Source organism: Nocardia colli, from assembly GCF_008704205.1.
GTDB lineage: Bacteria > Actinomycetota > Actinomycetes > Mycobacteriales > Mycobacteriaceae > Nocardia > Nocardia colli.
This window is the reverse complement of sequence record NZ_VXLC01000015.1, coordinates 175,357-200,627: the sequence shown is the minus strand read 5'-3', so window position 1 is coordinate 200,627 and position 25,271 is coordinate 175,357. Positions and strand designations below refer to the sequence as shown.

Here is a 25,271-nt window from a genome sequence, read left to right as displayed (position 1 = left end):
GTGGATGGTATGCGCGACACACTGCGCAACCAGCTACAGCGCACACCAGACACGCTGATCGGGGGGTTGCGGAAGTTCCTGACCGCAGACGCGGTGGCGGCGTCCAATTCCATCGAAGGCTTCAAGGTCGCCACCGTCGATGTGGAGGATTTGATGGCCGGAGAGAGGGACGTAGACGTCTCGGAGGAAAACCGAGCGGAGACGCTCGCCTACGAGCAAATGATGACCTATATCCAGACGTTGCATGGTGTCGAGGATTTCTCGTACAGCAAAGGACTTCTCAACGCACTGCATTGGATGTTGCAGGGGCACCGGCACACTGCGCGCCGACCGGCCGGCCAGTGGCGGCGGGGTCCGGTGTATGTGACCGACGTGCGCGATCCGAGCATTGCCGCTTACACCGCGCCGGAAGCAGCGGCGGTGCCGGATTTGATGGCAGAGTTGGTTGATTGGCTCGATATCGAGAAAGGGTCGCACCCACTGGTTCGTGCCGCGATGGCGCACCTGCATCTGGTCTCAATTCACCCCTGGGCTGACGGCAACGGCCGAATGTCACGCTCGCTGCAAACGTTGATGATCGCGCGGGAAGGCGTGCTGGCTCCGGAATTCTCCTCGATTGAGGCGTGGTTGGGTCGTCCGGGCAACACGTGGGAGTACTACCAGGTGCTGGGGCGTCGCGGCAGTGAGTACCGGCCGAATCAGGATGTCTCGGAATGGATCCGGTTCAATCTGATCGCCTATCACCAGCAGGCACAGACCGTTCACGCGCGATTCGTGCGTTCCGGGCGGGTATGGGAGGCACTCTCGGATGTCGCCGCCGGCAACGGCCTGGACGAACGCCTCATCGCCGCGTTGCACGACGTCGCAATGTCAGGTCGCGTGCGCCGCTCCCGTTACGAGCAGAACGAGGGTCTGAATCTGCAACAGGCACAACGTGATCTACGCGAACTCGTGCGGAGGCAGATCCTGGCACCGGTCGGACGCACGCGCGCGCGTTTCTATGTCGCGGGCGCGATGTTCCCCGAGGCTGCATTGGAAATCGCGCACACACCAGCGACACTGACAGATCCGTACGCCACCGCATAACGAATTGCACTTCCGGACGGTCGAGGCCGGTGCGAGAGTGTTGGCATGACAGAACAGAGCGCTGAGCGGCCGCTGTGTCCGTCATGCGACGCGGTGATGACGCGGATCGCATACGGCTACCCCAGTGCCCGCTCCTTCGAGCTGGCAGAGCAAGGCGAGATCGTATTGGGCGGCTGCGTTGTCACCCCGGATTCTCCGGTTTGGGCACGTCCCCTTCGCCGCCCCCACCCATCGCAAACGGGACATGGCCGCGCCGACTCGCGAGTACGACCGCCATGAGGTCCCGTTCGCGAGCGGAGTGTGCGGCGAACGGGTGCCGGCTCAGCCGTGGAGGGTGTGGGCGATGGTGTAGCCGATTACGGCTGCGGCTAGACCGGCGGCGATGCTTGCTGCGGCGTTGAGGAGGGCGTGGCGGTAGGCGCGTTGTTCGGCTAGGCGGACGGTTTCGTAGCTGAAGGTGCTGTAGGTGGTGAAGGCGCCGCAGAATCCGGTGCCGGCCAACAGCATCCAGGGGGCGGAGAGGGCTGCACCGGTTACCGCGCCGAGGATCAGGCAGCCGGTGATGTTGACGGCCAGTGTGCCCCAAGGGAAATGGCTGTCGTGGCGGGATTGGACGGTGCGGTCGAGCAGGTAGCGCAAGGGTGCGCCGAGGACGGCGCCGGCGACGACCAGCAGTGCGTTCATCACGCCACCTCGACCTGAGTGCGGCGGACTACGGCGCGGACGAGTATCTGGGCGAGGGTGGTGGCGACCAAGGCCGCGATCAGCGTTCCGACCAGGTAGAGGGCGGCGATCAGGACTGTGTCCGGGTCGAGTAGTGCCCTGATGTCGTTGGCGTAGGTGGAGAAGGTGGTGAATCCGCCGAGTACACCGACGCCGAGGAACGGGCGGACCAATGGATGGGCCGGGCGGATTTCGGTGATGACGACCATCAGCAGGCCGAGTAGGAAACTCCCCGCTACGTTGATCGTGAACACCGCCCACGGGAATCCGCCCGGCGGTGCGGGCCAGGCGAGGGTGAGCCCGTAGCGCGCCAACGCCCCGAGCGCACCGCCGGCCGCGATGACGGCCAGGATCGCGCCGTGGGTATCCCCGAGCTCGCAGCGCTGGTCAGGGCTGTGCAGGTCGACGTCTGGATCGACGAGAAAGGGTGTACGCGGGTCGATGGGCACGGCTGTCTCCTACTCCATGGGCCGCCCGAAAGCGGAGTGATGGGGTAGGGACTGTTGGCCGGCGATGCCCGCGGTTGTTCCGAATCCGATGTCCGGAGCGGCGAGCCCCACCGCCGCGGCAACCATTATATGTCGTGTCAACGCGGGATGCGTGCGGGGGCAGGGACAGCAGGTTGCGGGGCGCGTCTACTTGCGAATGTCGCGGAGCTTGCGCACGGATCGGAGCACCCACGGCGCGGCGACACCGGCGGCCATCGCCGCCAGCGGCACGACGACCCGGCCCCAGATATCGCGAATCGGCCGATAGCGCGCCACGCCGTGACTGATTTCGATGTAACCCACCGGACGGATGTCCGTGCCTCCGCCGATGCTGCCCTCGATACCGCCGAATCCGATACCCGCGCGCGCCACCGGCACGAGGGTGATGCCGTCGGCCGTGACCGGTTCACCGAAAACCATTGCCGCACCGGCTCGTCCACCGACCAGGTCCGTGATCTGGTCCCGGGTGAGCGCGGCGACGTCGTCACCGGCGCGCCCTGCGGTCAGGGGAATCGGGTCCGTCGATTCCTGCATGGTCGTGCACCTCCGTAGCCGTCGAGAACATTCGATTCGAGGCTAGCGGCCAGCGTCCAGCGGATCGTGCGGGCGAGGTGAAATGATCACGCGATGGACGAGCCGGTCGACCATCGGATCAAAGCTGCCGCGCTGGAGTTCCTCCAGGGGATGACCTCGGTCTTGGAGTTCCGGTCCGAGTTCACCACCGCGGTGTGGCTCATCGCCGAAGCCCGCCCCCTGCACGGCGTCGAGATCGAGCTGTTCGACGTGCTCGAACACTGGGAAGCGACGGTCTTTCCCGACCGCCCCGCAGTCGTGGACCGCATGCGTCGCATCGCCGAAGCGGCTGTCGCGACCGCCTAGAGACGAACCGGGCCACGACAGAACGCAACCCGGCGGTGATGTGCCGCCGGGTTGCGTTCTGCCTTGTTTCCAGACTTACAAGGCGAGTCCACCGTGCTGGGTCATGGTCTTTCCTTGCGCGGGAACAGATTTCGCCCCGACCGTGCGATTCGGCGGGTTGTCGCTGAACGCGAACGTCGCGACCGAGTAGGCGATGGCGCCGGTGTTCACGGCCAGCGCTTTCTCGTTGATGTTCTTGGTCGTGTCGCAGGCGCTGTGGTAGCAGGCGTCATACGGCTTGCCCGCTTCACCGCCGAACATCTTCTGCTGCTCGGGCGTCTTGATGCCCTCCGCGCCGGTGAACAGGCCGCCGACCGGAATGCCGACCGTCATGAACGGCCCGTAGTCGGAGCGCCCGTCGAGCGCGGTCGGGACGTGCGGGAGGCGGAGGAAGTCGAAGTACTTGGCCAGGTTCTTCTCGATCTCGGCGGAACCGGCCGGTCCCCCACTGCCGTCATAGATCATGTACGCGTAGTTGGGCGACGCGATCATGTCGTAGTTGGCGTACAGCGCGATCTTGTTGCGGTCTGCCTCGGGCAGGTTCGCGACGTAGTGCTCGGAACCGAGCAGGCCGAGCTCTTCGGCTCCCCACCAGGCGAAGCGGACCTTGTTCTTCGGCGGCACCTTGGCCAGCTGTAATGCGACCTCGAGCAATCCCGCACTGCCGGAACCGTTGTCGTTGATGCCGGGACCGGCGAGCACGGAGTCGAGATGCGCTCCGGCCATCACGACCTTGTCCGCGTTGCCGCGTTTGGTCTCCGCGACAATGTTGTTGGTGGTGCGGGTCGTGCTCTCGGTATCGGTCTTGAGCTTGACCACCGTGTTGGCCGGGGACGCGAGATCCTCGCCGACGGCGAAGCTCGCACCGACCACCGGCACCGTGAAGCCGGGCCCGCCAAGGGTTCCGGCGAAGGCGTCGGTACGGCCGGGCTGACCCTCGTTGAAGATGATCACGGCCGACGCGCCCGCCGTCTGGGCATTGCGCGCCTTGTCGGCGAACGGGCAGGTGCCGCGCTGGATCAGGGCGATATTGCCCGCGGTGAAGCCGGCGAAGTCCTCGGCCTCACAGCCGGAGGTCGAGCTCGGCACCGGAGCCGGCGGCAGCGTCAGATCGACCGCCTGGACGGTTCCCTGCACATTCCCCGAACCCGAGTAGGTCAGGGTGACGAAGTCGCCGAGTTCACTGCTGCCCGGCGCGGTCGGCTTGTAGACCTTGGCGTCGGGTGAGACCTGGGACATTGCCGCGGTCGACTTCTCCCGGAAGAACGGGAAGTCGAACTTCTGCACCGTCACCTGGTAGCCCGCGCCGCGGAGCTTGCCGGCCACGTAATCGCTGGATTTGTCGAAACCCGGGGTGCCGGAAGCGCGGGTGCCGCCGTTGGCATCGGCGATCTTCTGGAACTCTTGTAGATGCCGTTTGATATTGGGCGCCTGGACCGATTCGGCCAATTGCCGCTCGGGTGGCGCGCCTGGATCGGCGTGCGAAATCCCGGCCAGCGTGAGCGAGAGAGCGAGCGGCAGAGCGGCGGCTACCGCGACAACGCGATAAGCCTTGGCACGGCGGAAGATGTGGGGCATGTGGGCTCCTCCAAAGGGACGGACAAATCCCGATGGTCGGAGGTTAAGCCGGTATGTCCGCTTAGTGAAACCCCAGTCCAAGTGGGGAAAACGGTTGTGTGGGTGCGTTATCCGGCGGCCGAAGCAGGTGATCGGTGAACGACGAAACCCCCGGCCTGCGCAGGCAGCCGGGGGTTTCGTCGGGTCGAATTACCCTCAGCCCTTGATCAATTCGGGCGTCGTGGATTCGATCTCGTCGGAATCTTCATGTGCGGCAGCACGGTTCGGCAGCAGCACCGCGGCTACGATCACGACCAGCGCCAGAACAGCGGACACGAGGAACGCCAGCCGCATGCCGTCCAGGTGCGCGGTGACCGCGTCGACGCCGTCCTCGACCAGCGAGGTGCTGCGGGCCGACATCACGGTCACCACCAGCGCGGTGCCGAACGCCGCGGCGACCTGCTGCAGGGTGCCGAGCATCGAGCTGCCGTGCGAGTACAGGTGCTGCGGCAGCGCACCGAGGCCGAGGGTGAAGACCGGGGTGAAGGTCGCGGCCAGCGACACCATCAGCAGGATGTGCAGGGCCAGCAGCTGCCAGTACGGCATGGTCAGCGAGATCAGGGTGAACCCGGCGAGCGACGCGGCGATGCCGATCGACCCGGGAATCACCAGCAACCGTCCGCCGAACCGGTCGAACAGCCGGCCGATGGTCGGTCCGAGCAGGCCCATCGCCAAACCGCCCGGCATCACCAGCAGGCCGGTCGCCAGCGGGCTCAGACCACGCAGGTTCTGCAGGTACAGCGGCAGCAGGATCATCGATCCGAGCATCGCCATGAACGCGACCGACATCAGCACCAGCGCCTTGGTGTAGGTGCCGGCCAGCAGGACGCGCAGATCCAGCAGCGGGGTGCCGGAGCGCTGCAGGCTCAGCTGACGGAACACGAACCCGGCGATCAGCGCGACGCCCGCGGCGACGATCAGCGCCGGGCTGGTCAGGTTGTCGACCTCGAATCGGCTGAGCCCGAACACCAGTCCGCCGAAGCCGAGCGCGGCGAGGAACACGCTGGCCCAGTCGATCGCGCCGACCTGCGGCTCACCGACGTTCTCCAGCTGACGCAGACCCAGCCAGGCCACCACGGCGGTGATCGGCAGCACGAGCACGAAAAGCCAACGCCACGAACCGACCTGCAGCACCAATCCGGAGATCACCGGACCCATCGCGGGCGCCACCGAAATGGCGAGGGTGACGTTGCCCATCACCCGGCCGCGATCCTGTTCGGGGACAACGGTCATCAGCGTGGTCATCAGCAGCGGCATCATCACCGCGGTGCCGCCGGCCTGCACGATCCGACCGAGCAGCAGCACCTCGAAGGTCGGCGCGATGGCCGAGAGCGCGGTGCCGGCCAGGAAGATTCCCATCGCCGACGCGTAGGCCTGCCGGGTCGAAACCCGTTGCAGGAACCAGCCGGTGGTGGGAATGATGGCGGCCATGGTGAGCATGAACGCGGTGGAGACCCACTGCGCGGCCCGCTCGGTGACGTCGAGATCCGCCATGAGCCGCGGGATCGCGTTGATCATGATGGTCTCGTTCAGGATCACCACGAACGTTGCGAGTACCAGTACCCGGATTACGAGCGGTGTCCGTCCTCCCTTGGTGGGAGCGGATACGTGGGCGGACATCGGATACCTCCGGGCAGATGGTTGACAGTTGCACGTGTGGCCCCTGGAGGGTCGAGGTCCCGGCGCCACAATGAATGAGACGGACTCGGGTGCTCGAACTCATCGGGCGACCATCAGTTAACCGGGTGGGACTGACACAAATCACCGGGTTTTCCTGGATATATGCGTGCTATCTGCGACATCACTGCTGTTCAGCGGGATTTTCTCGGATTGCCCAAGATCGAATCGTGAGCCGGATCACTCCGCTGGATGCAGCGGATTCGACGGGTGGCTGGAGGGTGGCTGCCGGGTCAGGAAGTCGTCGATCAGCGTGTTGACGGTGTCCGGGACTTCCAGGGCGACGAGATGGGCTGCGCCGTCGAGCAGAACGAACTCGGCGTCGGGGATGCAGCGCGCCATCTCCTCGACCTCGGCGGGTGGGAAAGTCGCGTCCTCACGACCCGCTACGACGAGGGTGGGGGTGCGGATCTCGCCGAGCAGCCGGCGTTGATCCGGTCGTTGCGAAACCACGCTGCGGATTGCCGGAGTCACGGATGCGACGTTGTTGGCGCGCGCTACGTGCAGCATGGTCTCGACCACCTCCGGCCGGGTTCGGCGCGAGGTCGGGCCGAGGAACGCGGAGACGACCGAGCGGGTGAGGGGCGGGCGGATGCCGCGCAGCACTCGTGCGATGGCCAGCAGCGCGGCGTATTCGAGGCGTTGGCGTCGCGGGGCGGGTGAGGCGGTGCCGTTCATCAGGACGGCGGTGGACACGCGATCGGGATAGCGCGCGGCGAAGGTCGCGCCGATCATCGCGCCCCAGGAGTTGCCGATGATGTGGGCGCGATCGAAGCCGAGTTCGTCGAGGATCTGTGCGATGCAGGTGGCGCATTCGTCGAAGGTGAAGGTTCGGGTGAGCGGAGTGCTGGCGCCGTGGCCGGGTGGGTCGAGGGCGATGGTGGTGAATCGCGGGGCGAAATGGTCGACTTGGGCTTGCCACAGGGTGTGGTCCAGCAACAGGCTCGGCCACAGGAGGATGGGGTCGCCGGTGCCGGTGATCTGGACGTGGAGAGTCCCCAATCGCGTTGGTATGTCGCGGGTCTCGACGTCCACTCGGCGTCCTCCGTTCGTCCGAGGTACCTGTGCGTCCGATGGTGAAGGCACGCACAGCGAACGTTACGCCTGAGCGTGCTTCGGCCGGAGGCGTCAGGTCGAGTGTCGTGGGCCGCTAGGCACGTTTCTGCTCCCGAGGACCACCCCGGTTCACCTGCCGCGCAGGGTCCGGCACGATTCTCAATCGTTGCTTGCGGGGCGGGCTGCCGGCTCCCCCGGCCGGGATATCTCTGGGTGGATGTGGGTCACGTTGTAGTGGCGTGATCACCCGCGGTGGAGGCGCAAGTGCCGCTGGACGCACCTGCGCCGCGTCGTCCACCCGCGCTGCGGGGTCGTCGTCGACGCGCGCATCCTGTGCACGGTCGTCGATCACGGTGTGCTCGTCGGGTTCGTACATCCGCTCGGCCGGGGGTGCGGCGAGTCGGAGGGCGGAAATCAGAATGTAAGCGACCACGGCAGTTTCTCCGTTGTTACGGGCCGGCAACCGCACCGGCAGGGTGATTCACCATTCGGCGAAGGAACCGTCCTTGCGGTACCAGATCGGATTTCGCCAGCGATGGCCCAGTTCGGCGGCTCGGGCCACCGCCTTCTCGTCGATCTCGATTCCGAGACCTGGCGCGTTCAATAGGTCGACATAGCCGTCGCGGTAAGCAAAGACGGTGGGGTCTACGAGGTAGTCGAGTAGGTCGGATCCGGTGTTGTAGTGGATGCCGAGGCTTTGTTCCTGGATGAGCAGGTTGGGGGTGGCGAAACCGACCTGCAGGCAGGCGGCCAGCGCGATCGGACCGAGCGGGCAGTGCGGCGCGATCGCCACGTCGCGGCTCTCGGCGAGAGCCGCTATCCGGCGGACCTCGGAGATGCCGCCCGCGTGCGAGAGATCCGGCTGCACGACCGCGATGCCCTGGTCGATCACCGCGTGGAAGTCCCACCGGGAGAACAGTCGTTCGCCGGTGGCGATGGGAATGCTGGTCGCGCGGGTGATCTCGCCGATCCGGTCGCTCACCTCGGGCACCAGCGGCTCTTCGACGAAGAAGGGCAGGTACGGCTCGAGCAGGGGCAGCACTCGCCGCGCCATCGCGACGGAGAGGCGGCCGTGGAAGTCGACGGCGATGTCGAAGTCGTCGCCGGTGGCTTCGCGTACGGCGGCGACGCGATCGACGATGGCGGTGGTCGCGCGTGGTGTGTCGATCAATTCGAGTTCGGCCGAGCCGTTCATCTTGATCGCGGTGAAGCCCTGCTGTTTTCGTTCGAGCGCGGCTTGGGCGACGTCGTCGGGGCGGTCGCCGCCGATCCAGCTGTACACCCGGATCCGGTCGCGGACCGCGCCGCCGAGCAACTGCCAGACGGGTACGCCGAGGGCCTTGCCGGTGATGTCCCAGAGGGCTTGGTCGATGCCGGCGACCGCGCTGGACAGGATCGGACCGCCGCGATAGAAGCCGCCCTTGGTGAGCACCTGCCAGTGCGCTTCGATGCTCATCGGGTCCTTGCCGATGAGGTAGTCGGCCAGTTCGCCGACGGCGGCGGCGACGGTGTGCGCGCGGCCCTCGATCACCGGTTCGCCCCAGCCGGTGATGCCCTCGTCGGTGTCGATGCGCAGGAAACACCAGCGCGGCGCGACCAGGTAGGTGGTCAGTGCGGTGATCTTCACCGGGACTCCTTTCGTACGCTCCAGCCGCCGTCGACGACCAGGTTCGCGCCGGTGATGAACGAGGCGTCGTCGGAGGCGAGGAAGGCGACCGCGGCGGCGACCTCCTCGGGTTTGCCCAATCGGTCGAGGGCGGTGGCGCGGGCCGACATTCGTCGGCCGTCCTCGTCGACGTCGTCCCAGACCGGCGTGAGAACTGGGCCGGGCAGGATGGCGTTGAATCGCACGCGGGACCCGCCGTATTCCACGGCGAGTTGCCGGACCAGGGCGGTCAAACCACCCTTCGCGGCGGCGTACACCGGGTACCCGGGCAGGCCGAACTGGGCGTGCACGCTGGAGATGGCGACCACGTTGCCCTTGCGGGATTGCAGATCGTCGATGAAGGTGCGCACACCGAGGAACAGCGGCGTCAGGTTGACCGCCAGACCTTCGTCCCACTGCGGGCGGGTCAGCTCGTGCGCGGGGATGGTGGCCTGCTTGGAGGCGTTGCTGCACAGCGCATCCAGTGGGCCGAACAGTTCGTTGACCCGGTCCCGCAGCTCCGCCCACGACTCTTCGCGCGAGACGTCGCAGCGGACGAATTCGGCGCGATGCCCCGCCGCGCGGATCTTCGCGGCCACCTCCGCTCCCCCGGTTTCGGCGATATCGGCGACGACGACCGAGGCCCCCTCTTCGGCGAGGCGCTGGGCCGTGGCGGCCCCGATGCCCGATGCCGCACCGGTGACGACCGCGACTCGGTCTGACAGGCGACTCAATGCTCTTCCCTTCGTGGTCAACGTTGAATGTCTGTGCCGGTGAGCAAGTCGAGTTCGCGGCGGAACGGCAGGCCGGCCCAATCGCCGGGTACCGATACCGCGAATGCGCCGCAGGTCGCGGCCAACCGCAGGTTGTGCCGGACCGGGCCGCCGTCGAGGACGCCCGCGAGGTAGCCGGCGACGAACGCGTCACCCGCCCCTACCGGATCGACCATGGTCACCGGGAGCACCGGTTGCCTGATCTGGCGGCCGCGGTGCAGTGCGAGCGCACCATCGGCGCCGAGCTTCAGTACGACCTGTGACGGGCCCAGTGCGGCAAGAGATTCGGCCATTGCCGCCGGGCTCGCGGTGGGCACCAGGAGCGCGGCTTCGTCGGTGCCGGCGAAGACGATGTCGGACCGCGACACCAGTTTCGCCAGCTCCGCGGCGGCCTCGGATCGGGACCAGAGGGCGCTGCGGTAGTTGATGTCCAGTGACACGAGGACACCGGCATCGACGGCCGCGTCCAAGGCGGCGTGGACTGCGTCGCGCGCGGTCTGGCTGAGTGCCGGGGTGATTCCGGTCAGATGCAGGACGCCCGCCGCCGCGATCTGCTCCTTGTCGACCTCGGCTACCGACAGCTTGGAACCTGCGAGACCTCGCCGGTAGTAGGTGACCCGGATCCGGTCCGCGGTCCGCCGCTCGCGCAGCATCAAACCGCTCGGCAGCTCCGGATCAATTCGGCAGCGGGACACATCGACTCGCTCGGCCCGTAGTCGATCCAGCACCATCGTGCCGACCGCGTCGTCCCCGACACTGCCCACCCACGCGCTGTCGTGCCCTAACCGACTGACCCCGATCGCAACCGTCGCTTCGGCACCCGCGAAATCCATCCGCATCGCCGCACCCGAAGTCAACGGCCCCGGATCGGTGGCCGCCACGACTCCGATGGCCTCGCCGAGCGTTACCAGCTTGCCCCTCATGACAATCCGTCCCGCACGACCGGCGCGCTGCCGGTCACGACCGCACCTCGGTGATGGCCGGCTGCCGCTCGTTCATGACAACTCCTCGCGCAGTAACGCCACGCGTTCGCGGAGGGCGTCGAGGTCGCCGCCGGTGCAGGCGTCGCCGATGAGCGGGGAACCGATCCCGAGAGCGGTGGCACCCGCGTCCATGTAGGCCTTGGCGTCCTGGAGGGCAACGCCCCCGGTGGGCACCAAAGGAATATCGGGCAGGGGTGCGCGGATGGCGCGGAGGTAATCCGGGCCGCCGACCGAGGCGGGGAAGACCTTGATCATGGTGCTGCCGGCCGACCAGGCGCGGTGAATCTCGGTGGGGGTGAACGCGCCTGAGATCACCGGAACGCCCAGCCGGAGTCCTTGTTCGATGACGTCGTCGCTGACGATCGGGGTGATCAGGTAGGCGGCGCCGGCGTCGACCGCGCGGTTCGCGTCGTCGGCGGTGCGGACGGTGCCGACGCCGATCGGATGGTCGAATCCCGCGCAGTCCCGCAGCGCGTCCAAGGCGCCGTCGCTCGTGAGCGTGAATTCGACTGCGGTGATGCCGGATTCGTGCAGCACGGCGGTGACTTCGGCGAATCGGGACGCGGTCGGGGCGCGCAGGATCGCGATGACCGGTGTACTCAATTGCAAGAGGTCGTCAGCCATCGCTGCGCACCAACCCCGCATCGGCGTAAGCGGTTCCGGGTAAGCCGACGGCGCCCGGGATACAGGTGAACAGCCGGCCGGCGTCGGGTTCTGCGGCGCCCCGGCCTTCGGCGGCGGTGGTGATCACCAGGACGCTCAGGTCCGGCCCGGCGAATACGCAGCTGGACACCTGCGACGGGCCGACCTCGATGATCACGCGCCGATGCCCGGCGGGGTCGAATCCGTGCACCTGTCCGGCGCCCCAGACCGCTACCCACACCCAGCCTTCCCCGTCGACGGTCAGGCCGTCGGGGTCGCCGCCGAAGAATCGCGCGAAGGTCCGGCCACCGCTGAACGTGCCGGTGGCGATGTCGTAGTCGAAGGCGTCCACTCGTTTCGTCGGGCTGTCCGCGTAGTAGAGGACGGTGCCGTCCGGGCTCCAGTCGAGTCCGTTGGAGATGGTGACGCCGTCGCGGAGGGTGGTCAGCGCACCGTCCGGGTCGAGCCGGTACAGGGCGGCGCTCCCCTCGACGCCGTCTTCGGACATGGTGCCCGCGAGCAGGCGTCCATGCGGGTCGGCCTTCGCGTCGTTCAGACGGCGCCGAATCCCGTCCGCCGGCAACGGTATTGCGGCGATCGGTGTGGCGGCGCCGTCGTCGGCGATTCGATAGACGGTGTCGCCCACGGTCGCGACCAGACCGCCGGACGCACAGGGCACGACCGCGCTGACCGGCGGCGCCAAGCTGATCGTCGATCGAAGGGCGAGGTCGGGTCCGTCCAGTACCGCGCGATGGATGTGACCGCCGCGGATGTCGACCCACACCAGTTCCTGGGTCCTGCTGTCCCACACCGGGCTTTCACACAGCACCCCGGGCGGCGGAGCGCACGGATGCGCGCGCAAGGTGATCATGGTTCGCTCCTGAGATAGTGGAGGTCAAATGGGCTGCGGCGGTGCGGGTTCCGCATCAGGTCGGCAATCCGACCGCACGTTCCCCGCTGCGTCGCTGCTGAATGACCACTGCGGCAACCAGCAATGACCCCTGCGCGACGTTCTGCCAAAATGTATTGACGCCAACGACATTCAGCCCGTTGTCCAGAGCACCGAGCAGCACGACCGCCAGCAGCGTGCCGCCGACCGTCCCCTTACCGCCCTTGAGCGCACACCCACCGAGCGCCGCCGCGGTGATGGCCTTCAGCTCCAGACCTTCACTGCCGGAGACCGGCTGCCCCGACCCGGTGCGTGCGGTCAGGATGATGCCCGCGATCGCGGCCACCACACCGGCGAGCACGAACACCGCGATCAGATACTTGTTGATGTTGATGCCGGAAAGCCGTGCGGCGGTGTCGTTTCCGCCGATGGCATAGATATTGCGACCGATATCGGTGTACTTCAGCAGCACGTGCACGGCCAGCGCGACGATCGCGAGAATAATCACCGGAACAGGCAGCCCGATGATCTTGCCGCGCGCCAGGAAGATGAACAGGTCGTTGTCCAGGACGAAGCCTTGCGCCTTGCCGCCCGAGATCAGTTGGGCCAGCCCCTTGTACGCGGCCAGCGTGGCCAGCGTCGCGATCACCGGGTTCACCCGCCCGTAGACGATGATCAGCCCGTTCACCAGGCCGAGCAGCACGCCGATGCCGACCGCGGCGAGGATGCCCAGGAAGGCGTTGCCCGAGGTCGCGGTGAACGCCATCGCGCTGATCACCGAGGCGACGCCTGCTTGCGAGCCGACCGAGATGTCGAGCGCACCGCAGATGATCACCACGGTCTGCACGACGGCCAGCAGGCCGAATACCGTGACCGCGTCACCGATTCCGGCCAGGTTCGCCGGATCGAGGTAGCCGTCGTTGAGCGAGCCGAAGATCGCGACGATGACCACGAGCGCGCCGATCAGGCTGAGATTTCCCGGGCCGATCGCGTGCAGCAGTCGCCGCGGAGTGAGCGCGGCGGTATAGCGGGACAGCGCGGGCGCCGGTGTGGCGGTGGCCACCGGCGGCGGCAATTCGAGTTGTTGCTCGGTCATTGGTTCCCTCGAGATGTGTTCGACGTCAGGTCTGCGGCCATGGCCAGCGCGAGGATGGCCTCCTCGCTGGCTGCGCTGCGGTCCAGTTCGCCGGTGACGCGCCCGTGCTGCATGACGACGATCCGGTCGGCCAGGCCGAGCACTTCGGGTAGTTCCGAGGAGATCACCAGCACCGCCACCCCGGCTTCGGCCAATTCCTCGATGATTCGGTAGATCTCGGCCTTCGCGCCGACGTCGACGCCGCGGGTCGGCTCGTCCAGGATCAGCACCTTGGGTTTGCGGGCCAGCCAGCGGGCCAGCACCACTTTCTGCTGGTTGCCGCCGGAGAGTTTGCGCACCTCCTGTTCGATCGAGGGCGTGCGCACCCGCAACGAGTCGACGTAGTGCTGGGCGAGCCGACGTTCCTCGCCCGCTTTGACGAAGCGCAACCGCCGCAGGTGGTCGAGCATGGCCAGCGAAATGTTGTCGCGCACACCGCGATGCAGCAGCAGGGCTTGGGCTTTGCGCTCTTCCGGCGCGTAGCCGATGCCGGCCCGCACCGCGTCCCGTGGTTGACGCAACCGCAGTTGCTTGCCGTCGACGCGCACCGTGCCGGAGCGGATCGGGTGATCGCCGGCCAGCGCGCCCGCCAGTTCGGAGCGGCCCGCGCCGACCAGTCCGGCCAGCGCGACCACTTCACCGGCCCGTACCTGGAGGCTCACGTCCTGCACGTCGTCGGTGGTGACCGCGTCGACACCGAGGACAACCCGGCCCGGCGTGCTCGGCCCGCGGGTGAACAGCGTGGACAGGTCGCGGCCGACCATCATGCGGACGATCTCTTGATCGTCGGTATCCGCGGTCGCGCGCACCCCGACCAGCGCGCCGTCGCGCAGGACCGCGACCCGATCGGCGAGCTGGAAGATCTCCCGCATCCGATGCGACACGTAGATCACCGCCAGGCCCCGCTCCCGCAGCCGGCCGATCAACGCGAACAGCGATTCGGTTTCGTGGTCGGACAGCGAGGACGTCGGCTCGTCGAAGGCGATCACCTTGGCGTCGGTGGTGAGCGCCCGCATGATCTCGACCAGCTGTCGTTGCGCGGCAGTCAGTTTCGATCCGACGGTGTCCGGATCGAGGTCGCGATCGAAGCCGAGCCGGGCCAGGTCGGTGCGCATCCGCTCGTGCAGTGCCGCGCGGTCGAGCAGGCGACCCGCGCGGCGCGGCAGCGCGCCGAGGTAGACGTTCTCGGCGACCGAGACGTGCGGCACGATCTCCGGTTCCTGGCCGATCACCCGGATGCCGGCCGCGCGGGCGTCGGCCGGGGTGGCCGGTTCGAGCGCGACACCGTCGAGCTCGAGCCGACCGGTGTCCGGGCGGTGATCGCCGCCGAGGATCCTGATCAGGGTGGATTTGCCCGCGCCGTTCTCGCCCATGAGCGCGGTCACCGCGCCGGCCGGGAAGTCCAGGCTCACGTCGCGCAGGGCGGGCACCCCGGCGAAACTCTTGCTGAGGCCGGTGGCGCGCAGGCCGGTCAGCTGCATGTGACGCCTGCCTGCTGCCAGCTGCCGGAGTCGACCATCGTGGTCGGTGCGAACGCCTCGGCGGGCATGGCCTTGCCGTTCTTCAGGTAGTCGTAGATCGTCTGCACCGCGAGGGCGCCGACGTCCTTACCGTTGATGAACAGTGCCGCCTTGAAACCGGTGGGCTTGCCGCCGCGCCATTCCTTGCAGGCCAGGTAGGCGCCGAGGCCGACACCGAGCACGTTGTCCGCGGCGTAGCCGGAGTTCTGGATGGCGGCGACGCCACCGCTGACGTTCTCGTCGTTGCAGCCCATGACGATCCAGTTCTTGACCGATCGGTTGCCCGCGACCGTCGCGGAGATCTTGTTCTGCGCGTCGGACGGGGTGTTGTCGGTGCCGACATCGATCACCTTGACGTCCACGCCGGCCGCCTCGCGGAAGGCCTTCTTGTTCGCCTCGACCCGGTCGGTGCAGACCGTCACGTCCTGCTTCCAGGCGTCGACGATCGCGGTTTCCTCCGGCTTCCAGCCGGCCTTCTTGAAGTCCTCGCCCGCCCGGCGGCCGACCTCGGTGCCCATCTGGGTTCCGCTGAAGCCGACGCGCGGAACCAGTTGGTCCTTGGCGCATTTCGACGGGTCGGGGCCGGTCGTACAGACCTGGTCGTCCGAGGTCAGCAGGGCGACGCCGCCGGTCTTGGTGAGCTGGGCGACCTGCGGGCCGACCGACGGGTCCGGCACCACGACGATCACGCCGCTGGCCTTCTGATTGATCGCGTTGTTGACCTCGGTGACCGCCTTGTTCGCGTCATTGCCCAGGTTCACGACCTTGAGATCGATACCGAGTTCCTTGGCCTTCGCCTTGGCGCCCTCGGCCTCACCGATGAAGTACTCCTGGTCGCCCTGTTTCTGCGCGTAGACCAGGCTGACCGCGCCCGTCTGATGCTGTGGTCCGTTGGCGGCCGAGTCGGCCTCCTTGCCCGATGAGCAGGCGGTCGCGGCCAGGGCCAGCGACACCCCGCACAGAACGGCACTGGTCCAACGTCGTCGATGGGTCCAGGACATGGGCACTCCTCGGTGATCTGACGCCTACTCGCGTCGTGTAGTGATGCCGGTTACAGTAAGACTTCAGATAACTGTTGTAAATACTGTTGGCGGAAGTGGTTCGGTATGTTTGCGACCACCAGCGGACGAGGAGGTCCCGACCCGTGTATCAGCTGACCGCGCGCGACATCCGACGCCGCAACAGGTTCGGCGTACTGCAGGCGGTGTATGCCGCCGTCGGTCATATCAGCCGGCAAGAGATCGCTCGAGCGACCGGTTTGTCGTTCGCCACGGTCGGCAACATGATCTCGGAACTGCTGGACGTGGGCGTGCTCGCCGAGCTCGGTTACGACGCGCCGGGCATCGGCCGGCCGCGCGCCCAGCTCGCGATCAATCCCGATCGCGGCAGGCTGGTCGGGGTCGATATCGCCGAAACCGCCATCCACTTCGACCTTTTCGACATGGCGATGACGGTGCAGCGGTCGGTCGAGATTCCGGTCGACCCGGCGGCCACCGACCCCGACGATGTCGTCGCGCTGATCACCCGCGGCATCGGCGAGCTGGCCGCCGGGGATGCGGACAAGGTGCTCGGCGTCGGGCTGAGCGTGCCCGGGCTCGTCGATCCCATCGGTGGCGTCTCGGTGTTCTCGCCGTACTGGCACTGGCACGACGTGCCGCTGTCACAGATGCTCGAGCAGCACCTTTCCTATCCGCTGTACCTCGACAATCCGCTCAAAGCCAGCACGGCGGCGCATCTTTGGTTCGGCGCCGGGCGTGATGTGGACGATCTGATCGTCGTCACGCTTCGCGCCGGTGTCGGCATCGGCGTGGTCGTCGAGGGGATGCTCTACCGCGGCGTCACCAACAGTGCGGGCGAATGGGGACACACCAACCTGGTGCTCGATGGACGTGAATGTCGTTGCGGGCGAATGGGTTGCGTCGAGGCGTATGTCAGCGCGCCCGGCATCGTGCGCACCCTGCGCGAACTCGCGCCGTCCAGCCCGCTGCTCGACGTCGACGACGCCGTCACCATTGCGGCCATCGCCAAGGCCGCCGACGGTGGTGACGCCGTAGCGCTGGAGGTCATCGACAAGACCGGTCAATACCTGGGTGTGACGGTGGCCAACCTGGTGAACCTCTTCAACCCGCGAACCATCGTCTTCGGCGACCTGATCGCCGACCACCTCGGCGCCCGGCTCCTCGACGTGACCCGCCGCGTAGCCGCTCGCCACGCCATGACCGACCCCTTCGCCGCGGTAACCCTGCAACTGTCCACCCTCCCCCACAACCCCGCCAGCCTCGGCGCCGCCACCTTCGCCCTCGAGGGTTTCCTGGCCGACCGGGAAACCTTCGGCTCGATCGCCGCCCGCCGCGCATTGCGGACCCCGACACCCTGATGCCATCGGCGGCACTGGACCATATCCCGAGCAGCGCGAATCTCGTTGGAGCCGAACATGTCCCACAATACGGTCGCCGACCGGGTTCGATCCGCCGAGTCAACTCGGCCTAGGTGGCACTAGCGCCTCGACTGCGGCCACTGCCGTTGCGCAGCCGACATGCGCGAGTCGGAGTTCGGACGCCGCCGCCGATCCGCCCGGCTCTGCGGATCCATGGCTCGCGCTGCAGCGCCGAGTAGCAACAGCACAATGAGCGCTGCAGTTCCGACGGTCGCCCACAAGAGCATCTTGATTCCTCGAATTCTCGGCGCGCGACTATCCGGCAATCCGATAGTCAACTGGCACAGATGCTTTCACGACACGCCTCAGTTCGCGAGTCGGCGATGCACTAATGGGAGAAGTTGGTAGTGGTGCGACAGCATGCTGTTGGTGTTCACAGCATGAACATCAATGAATAGCAGCGGGTTACGCGCCGAAGCCTCCGACTACAGATCGATCGTATCTTCGATCGGGCGACGAGGAGTCGGGGCCAGTGGTGCGGAATCTGTTGGTATCCAGCCGATTCGGATCATGGACTGGGGGAAGGCGCAGTCGTAGAGGACGGTTGAGCGGATGTCGTCGCGGAGTTCGGGGAGGCCGAGGGGTTCGGTTTGGAGGCAGGTGGATAGGCCGAGGCGGGTGGCTTCCAGGAGGAGGGCGCTGGTGGTTTCGCCGGCTCGGAGCTGGGAGCGGCGGTCGTCGTGGGGTGTGCAGATGACGAACCATTCGGCGGCGTCGGGGTCGGTGTGGCGGTCGATCAGTTCGGCGCCGGCGAAGACGCGGGCGGGAATCTGATCGACGAGATGGGGGTGCGGGACGTTGGCGCCGGGCACGCCGTCGGCCGTCCGGCGCTGTCCGCTCCAGGTGGCGAGTTCGCGTTGGTAGTCGCGGTCGTCGGCGTGGCGGGTGACGGCATCCTGAAACGGTTGCACCAGCCGCAAGCGCAGGCTTTCCGGGACATGGCGGACTACCGCGCCGAACTTGGCAGCACCGGCCGAGATCGTCCGCAGATACCCGGGTGGAATCTCCAATGAACGGTAACCGCGGCGGTCGGTGTGGCGCTGTAGCAGCGCGGCGCCGAGTTCGATGTCGGCCTGGGTCGGCTCGTGCGGTGTGGTCTCGACGGTGGCGAGATGATTCGGCTCATCGGGGTCGGGCAGGTGCGTCACGGTCGCGGACCAGCCGAGGACGGCCAGGGCGATGCGCAGATGATGCAGCGCCGCACCGCAACTCACGATCAGCTTGCCCTGTCCGGGATCGGAGGCGACGAGATGGCGTTGCGGGTCGGCCCACAGTTCGATCGCATGGTCGCGGATCCGCCATCGCCACGGCTGGGTGTTGTGGATCGACGGGGCGCGGACCGCCATCTCCAGGGCGATCTTGACCGTGTCCATGCTCGGCGACGATGCCATGAGCTCAAGACCATCCTTCCGATCGAGATAATTCGGTGCCGCACCACCACGGCTGAGCAGGCCGTTCACGATCGACACCGCCATCCAGTCTCACTACGAATCGGCAGTCTGTCATCGAGTCATACGTCACGTCACGGCCGTAGCCCTGCCGTCCACCGCCGTAGTACCGCCCGTCGCTCGCGCTGGAAACACGGTCCGGAACCGAGCGGCGAGGGGATATGCTCGGCGGCGTTCGGGTCGGGTTTCGCCAACGTTCCAGGAGATCGCTGTGCTGACTTTCGCTCGTAAGCTCGGTTTCGGCGCAATGCTCGGTATTGCGTCAGGGTTATCGGCCGCCGGTGTCGCTACCGCGGCGGTGACAGTTCCGTTTCAGATCGCCCCCGCCCCGTTCGGAAATCCGAACGGCAGTTTCGATGCGCCCGCTATCCAGTGCGTGGCGGTGGTCGGCGACCAGCCCGGCGTCGTGGTGATCACGGGCGGTAAGCCGGGCGGCTGGGGGTGCATGCTCACCGCGCCCGTGCAGTGGGTCAACCTTTCGACCGGCGCGACCGGAGCCACCCGCCTGTCCGACGGCCTGAACGGGATCCCGGCGCAGGCATCGGTGAACACCGGCGCCGGACAGGTTGTCTTCATGGTCAGTTCGCCGAGTTCCGCGACGGTCACGCCTGGTTTCGCGACGCTCTACGTGCCGTAGAGGCGGACGCCGCCGGATCGTTGAAGGATGCGGCGGCGTTCCCTGCTCAAAGCTACTGTTGGTCAATAAGATTCGTGTGCGGCGTGCAGCCTGGTTACCGCTCGGGCTTCGGCTTTGGCTCCCAAACGGCGTCGTCCGGCGGTGTGGGTGCTTCGTACTCGGGGATCGGTGGGACGCCGAAGTATCTTGGCGTGTATGGGATCTTCGAGGTTGTGTCGGGGATCTCGTCGGGGGTTCGCTCGCCGTCGGGCGTCGTGTGAGGTTCTGCGGTGGGTGTCTGGGTGGCGGGTTGTGGGCGTTCGCCTTCTGGGTGTTGCCGGGTTGGTTCCGGTGCAGGGTGCTGCTCCGGGGTTGGGGGGTTGGCGGACGGATTGCCTTCTGCCTCAGGTTGTTTGCTGTATTGGTCGAATTCCGAGCGGAGTTCTTTGCGTTGGGTGAGGAATTCGTCGATCTGCCGTTGCAGCTCCATGCGCTGTTGTAGAAGGTCGTTCGGGTGCAGTCCGGCTCCTTCCAAAGCGGTGGTCTGCTCGGCGAATTCGTCGGCTCGGCGTGCGAGTGCGTCTGTACCTGCGCGGCGCAACTGGTCCGGAGTCATGCCGTCTGGATCGACGCCGAGGGCTCGCACCTTTTCCCGGATCGAATCGATGATCTCGGCGGGGCGCCTGGGCTCCGTCGGTACACGCTCCCCCGTCGGCTTCGACGTATTCTCGTTTCCCGGTGAGGTTTCCGGCCGCGGATGGGTGGTCGCGTCCGGCTTTCCGGGGGTCGAGTTTCGTGGGTTCTCGAATTCGGATCGCAGGTCATTCCGCAGGGCGAGGACTTCGTTGATCTGCCTCTGCAGAGCCTTGCGGTGGGTCAGGTGTTCGTTCGGCGGCAGGCCCGCGGCATCCAGGTCAGCTGTCGAGGTCACCAGTTCCGAAAGGCGACGGGTCGCCGCATCCAGGCCGGCACGGTGTATCTGCTCGGGGCTCATGCCCTCCAGGTCGACGCCCAGCCCGCGGAGCTTCTCGCGGATCTGATCCGGAACCTCGGCCGGTCGTCTCGCCTCGGCGGTTTGTGGCCGTTCCGCACCGGGCACGCGCGACTCAGCGTGCGGCTTTTCCGTTCCAGGAGTGCGATTTTGGGACGCCTCCTTTCCGGTCGTGCTTGCGTGGACGGGTGTCTCGGCTCCAGCCGGAGTCGGCCGACGTTCGGGGGTACCCGCGCGTGGTTCAGCACCGGTCGAGCGAGCATCGGTATCCGCGCGCGGCGTCGACGGCTCAGTGCGCGGAGCTTCGGACGCCGTCACCGACGGCTTCGGCTGACTTCCATCCCCGCCGGCGAACGCAGGGTGTGGCTGGATGCCTCTCGATGCCTGAGCGCCGGAATTCGTGTTCGATGAGCCCTCAGGCTGATTCCCGCTCCGGTTCGACGTCTCCCCCGGATGATTGCCAGTAGAAACGTCCCGATTCCCGGCACCGTTGGCAGACGAATCTCCCGAGCGATGCGTGGAACCAATGCCGGCACCGTCCGCACCGCTTGCCACGCGCACCCGAGCGGAACTGCCGTCACCGCCGAACCGTCCGGGGGTCGGCGCATTGAATCCTCGCCCACCAGGCCCACGCCCGGGCGGCGCGTGCCGAAACCCCTTGCTGCCACCGGTCAATACCCCGTAAGCCGCACCACCGGTCAGCAGTCGCGGATCCCACGTCCATCCATTGGCGAAACCGCCGACGCCCCAAGCACCTAGGGCGCCGGCCATCCCCGATCCCGCACCGACCGCCGCGCCTTTCAGCGCACCACTCCAACGCCCAGCGGGCAGTGGAACTTTCGTCGCCGCCTTTCCGAGCAGTCCCCCGACCGGACCACCGACCGCACCCGCCGCCGCGGCGGTATAGGCGGTCGTACCGACCCGATTCCAATCGATACCATCCCGATGTCCGGCCCCGACCTGATACGCCTGGATCGCCGCGTCCTGCCCCGCACCAAGCACCGTGCTGAATACGACATGCTTCGCGGAGAATTTGGCGAGCGCGGCAAGTCCGGTCTTGGCCGCGAATCGGGCGATCGCACTGACCGCGCGCTGGCCGAGCAGCCGAACGGCCACCCGGGTGACGCCGATGGCCGCCGCCTCGACCAGCGGCGCGGTGGGCGGAAAGAACCATGCCGCGGCGATTTCGAAGGCGAGCATGGCCAGCGAACTGATGACGAGGATCTTGGTGTACTCGATCTCGGTGCCGAGCGCATCCGCGGATTCGACTACGTAGTCGAGGATTTCGGCCAGCTGTTCCAGCGATTCGGGACCGCGATCGAGCTTGTCCAGCGCGGCGGTCATCTCCTCGACGCCGTCACCCCAGGGGTATGCCTCGATGGTCGCCTTCCTGGCGGCGGCCAAATCCGGTAGCAGTGCACGGATGTCGGCGGCGGCCTGGCGCCAGTCGGCGCCGATGGCCCACATCTTGTCTTCGTCGCCGTCGGGCCAGTCCGACCCGGCGATCCAGCCGAGCCATTGCAGCTCGCTGGGAATGGTGATGGACATGCGGTATCAGCAGAAGTCGTTCTACCGCCGGTCCATTCGAGCCAGCAGGTCCGCGGCCTTGTACTGCCCGGCGGAGTACGAGTCGAGGGTGACGGCGGTGTTGCCGATGCCTTCGGTGAGGTTCTTGTGCGCGGCCACATAGCCTTCCGGGCCGTCGGCGAAGGTGCTGCCGTAGCCGTCGCCGCCCCAGGCCGCGCCCTTTGCCGCCAGCGAGGACTCCAATGTGCTGAGGATGTCGTTCATCCGATCCCGCAGCAAACCCATTTTCCCTGCCGCACTCCGCAATTGCTCCGGAGTCACCCCGACCTTCGACGCCACGCCTGATCCCTTTCACCAACAATCCGAATTCAGACGATGTCAGCGCGGGACCGCGCCGAAAAGATCCGCGGCATCGATTTGACGGTTCCCTGACATATACTGCTGGACAACGGTTCTCAGGAGATCGATCACAGCAGTGCCGGTCGCGCGGCCGACGGCGATCAGGCCGACCACCGAACGCCCCGACGACCCTTGACGCGCCCTTTACGCCCGAGCGACCTACACCGACCGTGCATGCTCGGCCCGCATCCGCTCCGCGAGCGTGCGAAAGATCGTGAAGTTCGGGATCAAACTCACCGGAAGCGATTCCAACGGCGCAGACTCCCCCGCCACGCCGACACTGACCCACCCCGCGCTCAACGCGATACCCGTCACCTGCGACCACGGTTCCGAACGTTCCCCCGCACCGATCTCGGCCCGCGTCATCCAGAAGTACTCGAAGTCGAGACACCCATCGGCCGCCAGCACCTCGACGGCCCTCGGCAACTGAGCCGCAGTGATCGCCCGATCGATCTCCGGCCCCCACTCCTCCGGACGCTCGATCCCGTGCCGCAGCACAATCGGATCACCCACCGTGTCGACCAGGGTGTAGGCATACGAAACCTGGTTCGCGGCAGGCGAATCCACGTGCTCCACGATATTGCGCCGCAGCACCGTCGTGTCGTACCGGACGCAACGAGCCTTGCCGCCGACCATCACGACAAGCCCCCGCTCGTACAGATCCAGCCGAACCCGCCGGTTCCGGCCGTGGATGTACACCAGCCACAACAGATCCCACAGCAGCCGACCCCCGACCATCAGCATGCCCGTCACCCCGACGATGGCCACCACCGCGACGCCACTCACGAAACCGAACACGGATACCAGCGCGGCCACCAACGTGGCAACACCTTCGATGACATAGCGCCGAATTTCGGGTTTCGCTGCCGCATAGGCCCTTCGGTGCGAACCCAGATCCTCCCGCATCGCAACCCGGCCGATCTCGGCACGAAGATCGACACCACTGCCCGCAGGATCCGTCACGACGGCTGACTATGCCCCTGCCCCACCGCCTCGGCCACCGCCATTGACGTAACCCATACACCCGCCGCGACCCGCACTCACCGGCGCAGCGCGGTCTCGCTCGCCATGTGCGACAGCTTCTCTGGATTGCGCACCGCGTACAGCCCGGTGATCCGCCCGTCGTCGATCCGCAGCGCCAGGACCGTGTCGACCTCTCCGTCGAGCCGGTAGATCAGCGCCGGCGAACCATTGACCTGCACCGGCTCGACCGACATCTCCGCACGAACCCGCTCGAACCCGACGGCGAGCAGACGCGCGACCTTGTCGGCTCCGACGATGGGCCGCGCGACCGCTTGCTTGATTCCGCCACCGTCACCGAGCAGCACGACGTCCGGCGCGAGGATGTCGAGCAGATCCTGCATCTCACCCGTTTCGATCGCCCGTTGAAAAGCAGTGAGCGCGTCGCGCGTCTCGGCCTGGGAAACGACGCCACGCGGCCGGCGCGCGGACACATGCGCGCGGGCCCGATGAATGATCTGGCGGACCGCGGCCGGAGTCTTGTCGACCGCATCGGCGATCTCGTCATATGACAGATCGAAAACTTCCCGCAGCACGAACACCGCCCGCTCGGTCGGCGCGAGCGTCTCCAGCACCAGCATCATCGCCATCGACACGCTGTCGGCCAGCTCGACGTCCTCGGCCACGTCGGGCGCGGTGAGCAGCGGCTCGGGCAGCCACGACCCGACGTAGGACTCCTTGCGCCGGCCGAGCGTGCGCAACCGGCTCAGCGCCTGACGGGTGGTGATCCGCACCAGATACGCGCGCTGATCCCTAACCTGCTCGAGGTCGACGCCCGCCCACCGCAGCCACGTCTCTTGCAGCACATCCTCCGCGTCGGCGGCCGAACCGAGGATCTCGTACGCGACGGTGAACAGCAGGTTCCGATGGGTGACGAACATAGCGGTCGCCGGATCCGGCCGCTCGCCCTGATTCCGGTCGGGCGCGGTCTTCGACGTACCTGCCATGGGTGGCTCCTAACCTCTGCGTTCGGCTCTCACCCCACCAGATGCCGCGCGCAATGCTTTTGTGACACCTCCCGCATATGACGCACGTCACGTCCGCGCGCCTGTCACAACGACCGCGCCGTCGGCATCTGGTGTTCGTTCAATGCAACACCACGAGTGAGGACGAAGTCATGGAACCCCGTATCGACCTGTTCACCAACGAGCTCGGCGCCAAGTTCGGCAAGCGGTTCGCCAATGCCGGCCTGCCGATCGTGCAGTCGTCGCTGCCGAAGCCCACGCAGGAGCTGGTGTCGTTGCGCGTCAGCCAGATCAACGGCTGCGGCTGGTGCGTCGACCTGCACACCAAGGACGCCGCGGCGGCCGGCGAGAGCGCGCTCCGGCTCAATCTGGTCGCCGTCTGGCGCGAGGCGACCGTGTTCACCGAGGCCGAGCAGGCCGCGCTGGCGCTGGCCGAGGAGGGCACCCGGCTCGCCGACGCCTACCAGGGCGTGTCCGACGAGACCTGGGCGCAGGCGCGCAAGCACTACGACGACGAGCAGATCGTCGCGCTGGTCGCCTTGGTCGCGCTGATCAACGCGGCCAACCGGCTCGCGGTGATCGTGCATCAGAAGGGCGGCTCCTACCAGCCCGGCATGTTCGACAGCCTGGTGAACTGACCACGACCCGAATTACGGCCCGGCCCAAGATCTTCCGATCCGGGCGGGGCCTGGTTCGGCCGTCGGACCGGCGGTTTG

The 25,271-nt window shown here is 67.0% G+C and carries 24 protein-coding genes; 5 read left to right on the top strand and 19 right to left on the bottom strand.

Translation table 11 applies throughout. The features are described from left to right. Positions 1 to 9: 9 nt before the first annotated feature. The gene (locus tag F3087_RS28040; protein ID WP_223885399.1) at positions 10 to 1,086 is read left to right on the top strand and encodes a Fic family protein; all 1,077 of its coding nucleotides are present in this window, start codon (positions 10 to 12) and stop codon (positions 1,084 to 1,086) included. Between the two features lie 321 nt (positions 1,087 to 1,407). On the opposite strand, the gene crcB (F3087_RS28030) is transcribed toward F3087_RS28040, so the two are convergent. The 3 genes from crcB (F3087_RS28030) to F3087_RS28020 form a co-directional block, all read right to left on the bottom strand. Next, on the bottom strand, positions 1,408 to 1,770 hold the full coding sequence (gene crcB, locus F3087_RS28030) for a fluoride efflux transporter CrcB (protein ID WP_150405046.1): 363 nt from the start codon (positions 1,768 to 1,770) through the stop codon (positions 1,408 to 1,410). Next, a complete protein-coding gene (crcB, locus tag F3087_RS28025; RefSeq protein WP_150405045.1) occupies positions 1,770 to 2,258 on the bottom strand; it encodes a fluoride efflux transporter CrcB in 489 nt (162 codons plus the stop codon). The genes crcB (F3087_RS28030) and crcB (F3087_RS28025) overlap by 1 nt, the downstream gene beginning before the upstream one ends. 186 nt (positions 2,259 to 2,444) lie before the next feature. Continuing rightward, complete coding sequence (locus F3087_RS28020) at positions 2,445 to 2,831, bottom strand: sporulation protein (RefSeq protein WP_150405044.1); 387 nt, start codon at positions 2,829 to 2,831, stop codon at positions 2,445 to 2,447. A gap of 93 nt (positions 2,832 to 2,924) precedes the next feature. On the opposite strand from F3087_RS28020, the gene F3087_RS28015 reads away from it, so the two are divergent. Then, entirely contained in the window at positions 2,925 to 3,176 is a 252-nt protein-coding gene (locus F3087_RS28015; protein WP_150405043.1) for a hypothetical protein, read from the top strand. A 75-nt stretch (positions 3,177 to 3,251) separates the two neighbouring features. Here the strand turns inward: F3087_RS28015 and F3087_RS28010 are convergent, their stop codons facing one another. The 11 genes from F3087_RS28010 to F3087_RS27960 form a co-directional block, all read right to left on the bottom strand. Next, positions 3,252 to 4,793, bottom strand: a complete 1,542-nt coding sequence (locus tag F3087_RS28010) for a M28 family metallopeptidase (RefSeq protein WP_150405042.1) — start codon at positions 4,791 to 4,793, stop codon at positions 3,252 to 3,254. Between the two features lie 195 nt (positions 4,794 to 4,988). Continuing rightward, the gene (locus F3087_RS28005) at positions 4,989 to 6,452 is read right to left on the bottom strand and encodes an MDR family MFS transporter (protein ID WP_150405041.1); all 1,464 of its coding nucleotides are present in this window, start codon (positions 6,450 to 6,452) and stop codon (positions 4,989 to 4,991) included. 237 nt (positions 6,453 to 6,689) lie between these two features. Next, positions 6,690 to 7,544, bottom strand: coding sequence for an alpha/beta fold hydrolase (locus F3087_RS28000; RefSeq protein WP_150405040.1), 855 nt, complete (start codon positions 7,542 to 7,544; stop codon positions 6,690 to 6,692). A 502-nt stretch (positions 7,545 to 8,046) separates the two neighbouring features. Next, positions 8,047 to 9,192 (bottom strand): galactonate dehydratase, encoded by a 1,146-nt coding sequence (gene dgoD / locus F3087_RS27995; protein ID WP_150405039.1) that lies wholly within the window; start codon positions 9,190 to 9,192, stop codon positions 8,047 to 8,049. Beyond that, the gene (locus F3087_RS27990) at positions 9,189 to 9,944 is read right to left on the bottom strand and encodes an SDR family NAD(P)-dependent oxidoreductase (RefSeq protein ID WP_150405038.1); all 756 of its coding nucleotides are present in this window, start codon (positions 9,942 to 9,944) and stop codon (positions 9,189 to 9,191) included. The genes dgoD and F3087_RS27990 overlap by 4 nt, the downstream gene beginning before the upstream one ends. A gap of 17 nt (positions 9,945 to 9,961) precedes the next feature. Then, positions 9,962 to 10,906 (bottom strand): sugar kinase, encoded by a 945-nt coding sequence (locus F3087_RS27985; protein ID WP_150405037.1) that lies wholly within the window; start codon positions 10,904 to 10,906, stop codon positions 9,962 to 9,964. A gap of 72 nt (positions 10,907 to 10,978) precedes the next feature. Further along, the gene (locus F3087_RS27980) at positions 10,979 to 11,590 is read right to left on the bottom strand and encodes a bifunctional 4-hydroxy-2-oxoglutarate aldolase/2-dehydro-3-deoxy-phosphogluconate aldolase (RefSeq protein ID WP_150405036.1); all 612 of its coding nucleotides are present in this window, start codon (positions 11,588 to 11,590) and stop codon (positions 10,979 to 10,981) included. Further along, positions 11,583 to 12,479, bottom strand: coding sequence for an SMP-30/gluconolactonase/LRE family protein (locus F3087_RS27975; RefSeq protein WP_150405035.1), 897 nt, complete (start codon positions 12,477 to 12,479; stop codon positions 11,583 to 11,585). The genes F3087_RS27980 and F3087_RS27975 overlap by 8 nt, the downstream gene beginning before the upstream one ends. A 55-nt stretch (positions 12,480 to 12,534) precedes the next feature. Continuing rightward, positions 12,535 to 13,593, bottom strand: coding sequence for an ABC transporter permease (locus F3087_RS27970; protein ID WP_150405034.1), 1,059 nt, complete (start codon positions 13,591 to 13,593; stop codon positions 12,535 to 12,537). After that, complete coding sequence (locus F3087_RS27965; protein WP_150405033.1) at positions 13,590 to 15,113, bottom strand: sugar ABC transporter ATP-binding protein; 1,524 nt, start codon at positions 15,111 to 15,113, stop codon at positions 13,590 to 13,592. Before F3087_RS27965 ends, F3087_RS27970 begins: the two co-directional genes overlap by 4 nt. Beyond that, positions 15,104 to 16,153 carry a substrate-binding domain-containing protein gene (locus F3087_RS27960; RefSeq protein ID WP_150405032.1) on the bottom strand — a complete coding sequence of 350 codons (1,050 nt, stop codon included), beginning with the start codon at positions 16,151 to 16,153 and terminating at the stop codon, positions 15,104 to 15,106. The genes F3087_RS27965 and F3087_RS27960 overlap by 10 nt, the downstream gene beginning before the upstream one ends. 143 nt (positions 16,154 to 16,296) lie before the next feature. Between F3087_RS27960 and F3087_RS27955 the strand changes: the two genes are divergently transcribed. Next, the gene (locus F3087_RS27955) at positions 16,297 to 17,529 is read left to right on the top strand and encodes an ROK family transcriptional regulator (protein ID WP_150405031.1); all 1,233 of its coding nucleotides are present in this window, start codon (positions 16,297 to 16,299) and stop codon (positions 17,527 to 17,529) included. 485 nt (positions 17,530 to 18,014) lie between these two features. Here the strand turns inward: F3087_RS27955 and F3087_RS27950 are convergent, their stop codons facing one another. After that, entirely contained in the window at positions 18,015 to 18,980 is a 966-nt protein-coding gene (locus F3087_RS27950; protein WP_150405030.1) for an Acg family FMN-binding oxidoreductase, read from the bottom strand. A 271-nt stretch (positions 18,981 to 19,251) separates the two neighbouring features. Here F3087_RS27950 and F3087_RS27945 point away from each other — a divergent pair, with 271 nt between their 5' ends. After that, entirely contained in the window at positions 19,252 to 19,674 is a 423-nt protein-coding gene (locus F3087_RS27945; RefSeq protein ID WP_396897589.1) for a hypothetical protein, read from the top strand. A 94-nt stretch (positions 19,675 to 19,768) separates the two neighbouring features. Here F3087_RS27945 and F3087_RS27940 read toward each other — a convergent pair whose 3' ends face one another. From F3087_RS27940 to F3087_RS27925, 4 genes are all read right to left on the bottom strand, one after another. Then, entirely contained in the window at positions 19,769 to 22,192 is a 2,424-nt protein-coding gene (locus F3087_RS27940; RefSeq protein WP_150405029.1) for a WXG100-like domain-containing protein, read from the bottom strand. A gap of 21 nt (positions 22,193 to 22,213) precedes the next feature. Further along, positions 22,214 to 22,510: a WXG100 family type VII secretion target gene (locus F3087_RS27935; protein WP_150405028.1), complete on the bottom strand. Its 297-nt coding sequence runs from the start codon at positions 22,508 to 22,510 to the stop codon at positions 22,214 to 22,216. A gap of 219 nt (positions 22,511 to 22,729) precedes the next feature. Then, positions 22,730 to 23,533 (bottom strand): DUF6585 family protein, encoded by an 804-nt coding sequence (locus F3087_RS27930; RefSeq protein ID WP_150405027.1) that lies wholly within the window; start codon positions 23,531 to 23,533, stop codon positions 22,730 to 22,732. Positions 23,534 to 23,610: 77 nt separating this feature from the next. Next, positions 23,611 to 24,537 carry an RNA polymerase sigma-70 factor gene (locus tag F3087_RS27925; RefSeq protein WP_150405026.1) on the bottom strand — a complete coding sequence of 309 codons (927 nt, stop codon included), beginning with the start codon at positions 24,535 to 24,537 and terminating at the stop codon, positions 23,611 to 23,613. A 170-nt stretch (positions 24,538 to 24,707) separates the two neighbouring features. On the opposite strand from F3087_RS27925, the gene F3087_RS27920 reads away from it, so the two are divergent. Continuing rightward, entirely contained in the window at positions 24,708 to 25,193 is a 486-nt protein-coding gene (locus F3087_RS27920) for a carboxymuconolactone decarboxylase family protein (protein ID WP_150405025.1), read from the top strand. The last annotated feature ends 78 nt before the right edge of the window (positions 25,194 to 25,271 follow it).

Coding starts and splice junctions, on each gene's coding strand:
- F3087_RS28040 (WP_223885399.1), top strand. CDS start 10: ATGCGCGACACACTGCGCAACCAGCTACAGCGCACACCAGACACGCTG.
- crcB (WP_150405046.1), bottom strand. CDS start 1,770: ATGAACGCACTGCTGGTCGTCGCCGGCGCCGTCCTCGGCGCACCCTTG.
- F3087_RS28020 (WP_150405044.1), bottom strand. CDS start 2,831: ATGCAGGAATCGACGGACCCGATTCCCCTGACCGCAGGGCGCGCCGGT.
- F3087_RS28015 (WP_150405043.1), top strand. CDS start 2,925: ATGGACGAGCCGGTCGACCATCGGATCAAAGCTGCCGCGCTGGAGTTC.
- F3087_RS28010 (WP_150405042.1), bottom strand. CDS start 4,793: ATGCCCCACATCTTCCGCCGTGCCAAGGCTTATCGCGTTGTCGCGGTA.
- F3087_RS28005 (WP_150405041.1), bottom strand. CDS start 6,452: ATGTCCGCCCACGTATCCGCTCCCACCAAGGGAGGACGGACACCGCTC.
- F3087_RS27985 (WP_150405037.1), bottom strand. CDS start 10,906: ATGAGGGGCAAGCTGGTAACGCTCGGCGAGGCCATCGGAGTCGTGGCG.
- F3087_RS27980 (WP_150405036.1), bottom strand. CDS start 11,590: ATGGCTGACGACCTCTTGCAATTGAGTACACCGGTCATCGCGATCCTG.
- F3087_RS27975 (WP_150405035.1), bottom strand. CDS start 12,479: ATGATCACCTTGCGCGCGCATCCGTGCGCTCCGCCGCCCGGGGTGCTG.
- F3087_RS27970 (WP_150405034.1), bottom strand. CDS start 13,593: ATGACCGAGCAACAACTCGAATTGCCGCCGCCGGTGGCCACCGCCACA.
- F3087_RS27965 (WP_150405033.1), bottom strand. CDS start 15,113: ATGCAGCTGACCGGCCTGCGCGCCACCGGCCTCAGCAAGAGTTTCGCC.
- F3087_RS27960 (WP_150405032.1), bottom strand. CDS start 16,153: ATGTCCTGGACCCATCGACGACGTTGGACCAGTGCCGTTCTGTGCGGG.
- F3087_RS27950 (WP_150405030.1), bottom strand. CDS start 18,980: ATGGCATCGTCGCCGAGCATGGACACGGTCAAGATCGCCCTGGAGATG.
- F3087_RS27940 (WP_150405029.1), bottom strand. CDS start 22,192: ATGTCCATCACCATTCCCAGCGAGCTGCAATGGCTCGGCTGGATCGCC.
- F3087_RS27925 (WP_150405026.1), bottom strand. CDS start 24,537: ATGGCAGGTACGTCGAAGACCGCGCCCGACCGGAATCAGGGCGAGCGG.
- F3087_RS27920 (WP_150405025.1), top strand. CDS start 24,708: ATGGAACCCCGTATCGACCTGTTCACCAACGAGCTCGGCGCCAAGTTC.